This is a genomic window from Corallococcus sp. AB049A (genome assembly GCF_003668885.1).
In the GTDB taxonomy this organism is placed as follows: Bacteria; Myxococcota; Myxococcia; order Myxococcales; family Myxococcaceae; genus Corallococcus; species Corallococcus interemptor.
Genome location: NZ_RAWL01001333.1, coordinates 1 through 407 on the forward strand (window position 1 = coordinate 1; position 407 = coordinate 407).

The following is a 407-nucleotide window of genomic DNA, read 5'->3' on the forward strand; positions in this document are numbered from 1 at the left end:
TTCTTTTATGCGAGAACGTGAATAATCAGGGAACAATTCGGCCAAAGCCTGATCTAAGCGTTGTCCGAGTTGCGATTCGGATACCGTTGCGTTGAGTTTTACTTGTTGTGCCATAAATAAACAGCTTCTTCGTTAACGTTGGGTTTTCACGGCGATGCCGTTTAATATAATGTGCTATCGTACCTGGTCACTATCGGAAGCTTAACGGACAGCTTCCTGAATAACACTCTGAGGATAAGCAAATCGTCATGACGCGTATGAAATATCTGGTGGCTGCAGCCACGTTGAGCCTGGCATTAGCTGGATGTTCCGGCTCCAAGGATGTGGTGCCTGACAGCCCGCCTTCCGAGATTTATGCCACTGCCCAGCAAAAACTGCAGGACGGTAACTTTAAAGGAGCAATAACG

General features: G+C 47.2%; 1 protein-coding gene. It reads left to right on the top strand.

All coding sequences use genetic code 11. The annotated features are described in order from the left end of the window. Positions 1–257: 257 nt before the first annotated feature. A partial coding sequence (locus D7X55_RS47150) for a tetratricopeptide repeat protein (protein WP_368666534.1) occupies positions 258–407 on the top strand: 150 nt, incomplete at its 3' end.